Origin of the sequence: Microcoleus sp. S36b_A4 (genome assembly GCF_036700645.1) — a bacterium.
Lineage (GTDB): Bacteria > Cyanobacteriota > Cyanobacteriia > Cyanobacteriales > Microcoleaceae > Microcoleus.
Window position 1 is genome coordinate 1 of sequence record NZ_JAUBPI010000166.1, and the last position, 6,357, is coordinate 6,357.

The window sequence follows — 6,357 nt, forward strand, 5'->3', positions numbered from 1 at the left end:
AATTTATTTGAGTCGAGATTCGTACACATCTTATAGTGCAAGGGGTAGCGCTCTTGAATAGGCAGACTCGAAATCTACTTTAGGGGTAACTCTAACGTGGGTTCAAATCCCACCCTCTCCGTACATCTCAGCGTCAAGCGTCAAGCGCGCACCTTATTAACGTAGGGTGCGCGCTGCGTATCATATTATGAAACTCAACTCCACAATCTCAGTAGCATGATAGCTGCTTTCATTTCGGTAAGGTAGAGGCTGAAAATCTCCAGGGAACTCTTAACTCAAAACCGGGCACAGAAAAAGGGAAGAGAGTTGGTAAAGCGGGCGGTTGCAAACCGCTGTCTCCATCACTAATAAGGTGCGGGCGAAGGATGGGGGAATTAGTCTAGATTCTTTGTTTCCCTAGTCCATAGTCGCTAGTTCCTACCACGAAAACCCCTAGCCTGTTGCTCGTTCCCCGTGCCCAGTTTCCGGTTTCTTCTAATAACGTGGCCTGTAATTGCGAGGCGGCACTAATTGCCCTCAAGCCCTACTACGAAAGGATCACACCGGAATAGAAATCACAAACTCCGAACCCTGACCGAGGGAAGAATTCACCACTAATGTACCTCCATGTTTTTCCACAACAATTTGGTGGGCTATCGACAATCCTAATCCAGTTCCTTGACCTACAGACTTGGTGGTGAATAAGTGGTTAAAGATGTTTTCCTTGACTTCGGCTGACATCCCCACTCCATTATCCTTAATCCGAATCAAAACCTGATTGTTGGATTCGCTCAGAGCAGTTTGAACCATGATTTGATTAGGTAGAGCTTTGATTTCATTAAAACTGCGTTCCTTATTTGACTCCTCCAGAGCGTCAATAGCATTCGCCAGCACATTCATAAATACCTGGTTTAACTGTCCCGGAAAGCATTTTATGAGGGGTAAGTTACCATAGTCTTTCACAACTTCAATGGCAGGGCGGAACTCGCTGGCTTTTAAACGGTGCTTGAGAATTAGCAGAGTGCTTTCAAGTCCATCGTGAATATTGAAAGCAACTGGTCGATCGCTATCTGCCCTGGAAAACGTTCTCAGACTCGTACTGATATTGCGGATGCGATCGACTCCCTCCTGCATCGAGCCAATCAATTTGGGCAAATCTTCTCGCAAATACTCCAAGTCCATATCCTCTATTTCTGCTTCAATTTCCACTCCCGGATTGGGAAATTTTTCTTGATAGAGATCAATCAAATTGAATAAATCCCCCACGTATTCTTGAGCAGGTTGCAAATTGCCAGCGATAAAGCCTACGGGATTGTTAATTTCGTGGGCTACACCAGCGACTAAATTTCCCAGAGCCGACATTTTCTCACCCTGTACCAATTGCAACTGCATCTGTTTGAGATCCTGAAGATAAAGCTCTAGTTTTTGGGCATATTCCTGAGATTGTTGATACAGTCGGGCGTTTTGTAAGGAAATTGCTGCTTGGGAGCACAGGATATTGAGGATGGCGACGCGATCGCCCGTGAATACCCCTGTTGCTAAATTATTTTCCAAATACAAAATCCCCATCATTTTCCCTCGCTCGCTGATCGGAGTGCACAGCAGGCTTTGAGGTTGGTGGTGGATTATGTAGGGGTCAGATGCAAATCTTGGTTGATTGCTAGCATCATCAAAAATCAGGGTTTCTTTTGTACGTTTGACGTAGTTGATCAGGGTCAGAGGAATTACTTCGCTCTCCTCAACCGGCATTGATTGCAGAAGGCAGTCTTGACGGTTGGTGCAGTGGACGTTTATCCTCCAGTTTCCCTCTTCCTTCAAAATTAATGCTCCGGTTTGTGCTCCGGCATTCTTTACCACCACTTGCATGAGGGTAGTGAGCAATTGATCGAGTTTAATTTCGCTCGATAGAGCTTGAGAAGCTTTGATTACTGTCGGCAAATCTACTAAGCCCCAACTGCTGGTGCTACCGATAATTGTTCTATTCGTGTTAGATACGGATGATTCACTATCGGTGGAGGTGTGAATTGTTTCGCTCGGATTCTGGCGAGTTCGCTCCTGTTGCAGGATCACAGCAAGCAATTGGGGATAACGCTGTTCTAGATGGTCAATCTTTGCTTTTGCTCCCCAACGAGCGTAAGCATAGTAAGCATCAATTAAATAGGGTTTGGCGATTTTTTCTTTCCCCCATTCTAAATAGAATTTAGCAGCGAGTTCGTGAGCTAGAGCTTCCTCGTTGAGGTATTCGTTTTCTTTGGCGAGTGCGATCGCCTTGTCGTACATCTCAAGCGCTTCTATTTTTTGGTTTAAAACCCGATGCCGTTCTGCCTCTACTAGATAGAATTTATGCAGATGATTCATGGGGGCATGATGTGCCCATTTTTGCATTTTTTCTTGATTAGCTTGTACTCGATCGAGAAGTTCCTGTTGTTCTGACTCTGGAGTATCAGAATACACCGCCAATCTCACTAGAGAATCGTAGAAATAAAATATGGCAACAGTTATCTGCCCTGAAGCTGCGCTCAAATAAGTTTCTATTTGAGCCATATTTTTCAAGGCCTCTGGGTAATGTTCAAACAAATAACAAAGCACAAGTTTGTGCAAGTATAAGTAATGAATTCCCAGGTAGTTATTGGTTCGCTGATACAGTTGTAACATTATCTCTTCCTCATAGGCTTCTCCCTTTAAATGGCAGGGATATGGTGATATTCCTATTAAGTTAAAAACGGCTTGCCAACAAATTTTTAGATAAGAAAGTGCTGCTTCTTGGTGAATTTTACTAACGGCATCTGCGTAGCTTGCTATCTCTCGTTCGAGTTGCGTTAGTTGCTTACCAATAAAATACGAGTAATAACTGTATTGAAAGATAGCATAACCAGCAAATTCTAACTCTCCGGTTTCCAGCCCACAAAAATAATCTGACAGCAAAGGTTGTAAGGTATTTCTGAGGTGTTCTTTCCAAATTTGAATACTAGAATGAACCATTGCGGATGTCTTCGCTTGGATTTCTTTGGCATTCAACTTTGACACTAGACGTAAAGCAAGTTCACCTAATTGATAGCCCCTCTCAATATCTCCCATGCCACAGAGAAGATAACTATATATGGCAAAAGCATAGGGAGACAAAGAAGCATTGCCATATTGGACAGATAAATTGACCTGTTTGCAAACTACCAAAGGCGCGAGTGGTGGCAGCCCTATGTAGGCAGGAGTAAATAGGCTTGACAGAATCGTTATAGTTGCTAGTTGTTGAGGATCTGTCATCAGAGGAAGATCAATTAAGTCCTCAGTTCCCTTTCCGCTCAAAATTGACGCGGTTTCTCCTAGTGCCTGTCCAATATCAGAGAAATTTGGCTCGGAGGGAAACTCTACCCCCAACTGCTGTAAGACTGGCAACCCTGTATTCAGGGCTTCCTGTAGCTTATTTTGCGCCATATAAGCTTCTATCTGTACTTCATATACCTTCACTTTGTCCAGTAGCGTTTTGGCGCAGCTTTCCACAAGTGATGCTAATGTCTCCATCCGGTCAAAGTCACCGCTTAGATATGCCGCTTCTGCTGCTTCGGTATGCAGCGCTAATGTTAGTTCGTATTGATTATCCCAACTATTTACTGCCAGTAATTCTGTGCCAATATTTAAATATTCAACCGCAGCAGAATAGGCAGTAGCAGCTTTAGCTTTTTTTCCAGCAACCAGATTCAATCCTGCTAATTGCTCCCTATCTAGCTCGTGGGTAATTAGATTTACTCCCACATTCAAGTGGTTGACAATATCAAACATTCTTTCTTCTCGATCGGCTTCGGGCGTATTCTTTAACAGCAGTTGACCGATTTTTAAGTGAGTAGAGCGCTTTTCGTCTTCAGGAATGAGGGAATAGGCTGCTTGTTGGACGCGATCGTGGAAAAATTTGTATTTAACTAATTGGTCATTGTTAACTGGTGATTGCTCGGATTCTTCTCCAGTGATTGATGTTGATAAACTGTTACCACATTCTTGATAAAATTTATAAACATCGCTAACTGGTAAAATCAACCCTTCTTGCAATGCTTTCCACAAACCTGTTGCTGTTTCTGTTGGTGGATTCTCATCAACAATTGCTAATGTAGCCAAATCGAACTGATTGCCAATACAAGCAGCTAACTTTAAAACTTCCTGTGTCCGGGCTGGCAACTTTCGCAACTGAAGTGCCATAAATTCTAGTACATCATCCGTTAGTGTCAAGGTTCGGACTCTAGCAATATCGCACTGCCAATACCTAGCTTCAAAATTAAATTCAATTATCCCATCTTCATGCAAAGATTTGATAAATTGTGTGCTAAAAAATGGATTGCCTTGGGTTTTCTGATAAACGAGTTCTGTCAAAGGCTGAGCCAACGCTGTAGAACAAGCTAAGGTATCGGCAATCAGACAATTCAAATGGAAGCGCTCAAGCGGATCTAGAGTAATGGTGTTTACCGTAGATCCGCTTGTTTGAATGTTGGCTAATGTCACCATCAAAGGGTGTGCGGGAAAAACTTCGTTATCTCGATACGCTCCAATTAAAAAGAGATAGCGCCGATCGCGATCGCTCGTCAGGAGTTGAATCAACTTCAATGAGGCTGAGTCTACCCATTGCAAGTCGTCTAAGAAAATAACGAGGGGATGTTCTTTAGTGGCGAAGATAGAGATGAAGTTCTCGAATAACCGATTGAAGCGATTTTGGGCAGCACTGGCGAGGAGTTCTGGTGCCGGGGGTGGCGAGCCAATAATCCGCTCTAGTTCGGGAATTACCTCAACGATTACCTGAGCATTTTCGCCCAATGCTGCCAGGATTTGAGTCTTCCACTCCTCAACTTTAGCATCGCTTTCCGAGAGCAATTGTCCCATTAAATCGCGAAAAGCTTGTACAAAAGCTGAGAAGGGCTGGCTGCGCGCAAATTGGTCGAATTTGCCTTTGATGAAGTAGCCACGCTGTCTCACAATTGGTTTGTGAACTTCGTTGACAACAGCAGTTTTACCAATGCCGGAGAAACCGGCAACGAGTATCATTTCGGTGCTGCCGGCACTCACTCGCTCGAAGGCCGATAGCAGGGAGAATACTTCGGTTTCTCTACCGTATAATTTTTCTGGGATGATGAAGCGATCGCACAAATCTCGCTCCCCTATTTTAAAGTTAGTTAGCCTCCCTGTTTCTTTCCACTGGAATAAACAAGTTTCCAAATCAAACTTTAGTCCTAGGGCGCTTTGATAGCGAGCTTCAGCATTCTTTGCCATCAGTTTGCCGACAATCTCAGACAGCACCAATGGAACGCTCTGGTTTACACTTGAGGCTGGGAGGGGCTGTTTGGCGAGGTGGCAGTGTACCAAATCCATTGCGTCATCCGCTTGGAAGGGTAACTTTCCTGTTAGTAATTCGTAGAATGTGACTCCCAGCGAGTAGAAATCTGTGCGGTAATCAATACCTCGGTTCATCCGCCCAGTTTGTTCGGGAGATATGTAGGGTAAAGTGCCTTCAAGCACGTTGGGATTTTGAATTTCTTGGGTTTCGCGAGGCAGTAGGGAAGCGATGCTGAAGTCAATCAGCTTGACTTGTTTGCTGCTGGGGTTAATGAGAATGTTGGCCGGTTTGAGGTCTTTATGGATGACGTGGTGGCGATATAGTCCGTCGAGGGAGTTGGCAATTTGAATCGCAATAGGCAGAAACTCGCTAACGGGCAAGCCTTCTAGGGGTTCGTTGCTCTCGGATGCTAGACGAGCGAGGTAGCTACATAAGGAAATTCCCCCAAAGTCTTCCATCACCAGAGCATAGTGATTATGGTATGTCTCCAGGCTGTATGCCTTGACACTGCCAGGGATCTCTAAGTTTTTAGCAATGACGTATTGGTTGCGGAAGTGAACCAGTTCGTGGAAGCGGGGAAAGTCATTTCGCAGCAGTTTGATCACTACTGGCTGCCCATTTGAACACCGAAGGCCGCGATAAACTAGAGTTCGAGTGCCTGCGTAAATTTGCTCGTTAATGTGATATCCTAGAAAAAGATTTTTTATGCTAGCCATATCTACGTATTCCTACTGCTTCTGTCAAGGCTGAAGCTTCTTATAGTTGATATTTACTATTGTCCCTCTATCTGCCTTGCTATTCATTAATTACATTTTTCTTAACATATTGGGGAGTTCAAATTATCAAAGAGGGATTTTAAAAACCCGACTTAATATTTTATGTAAGAGCTGTTAATACTTGAGTTGAGACTAAGTAGAAAATGGATTGGCTAAGGCTGATTGAACGATCGCAGTTCATGGCAGAGGAACTTAAGACGCTAATCAGGTACTTAACCCTCTTTTGTCACTCTCGTGGTAGTATAAGCAGTAACACACCCCAAAAGCATTGCCAGTCCTATGGTAGAG

Annotated in this window: 1 protein-coding gene; it reads right to left on the reverse strand. The window is 43.9% G+C overall.

Annotated features, from left to right (window positions below; genetic code table 11):
• Positions 1–537: 537 nt before the first annotated feature.
• Positions 538–6,009, reverse strand: a complete 5,472-nt coding sequence (locus tag QUA03_RS27985) for an AAA family ATPase (RefSeq protein WP_333216870.1) — start codon at positions 6,007–6,009, stop codon at positions 538–540.
• Positions 6,010–6,357: the final 348 nt, after the last annotated feature.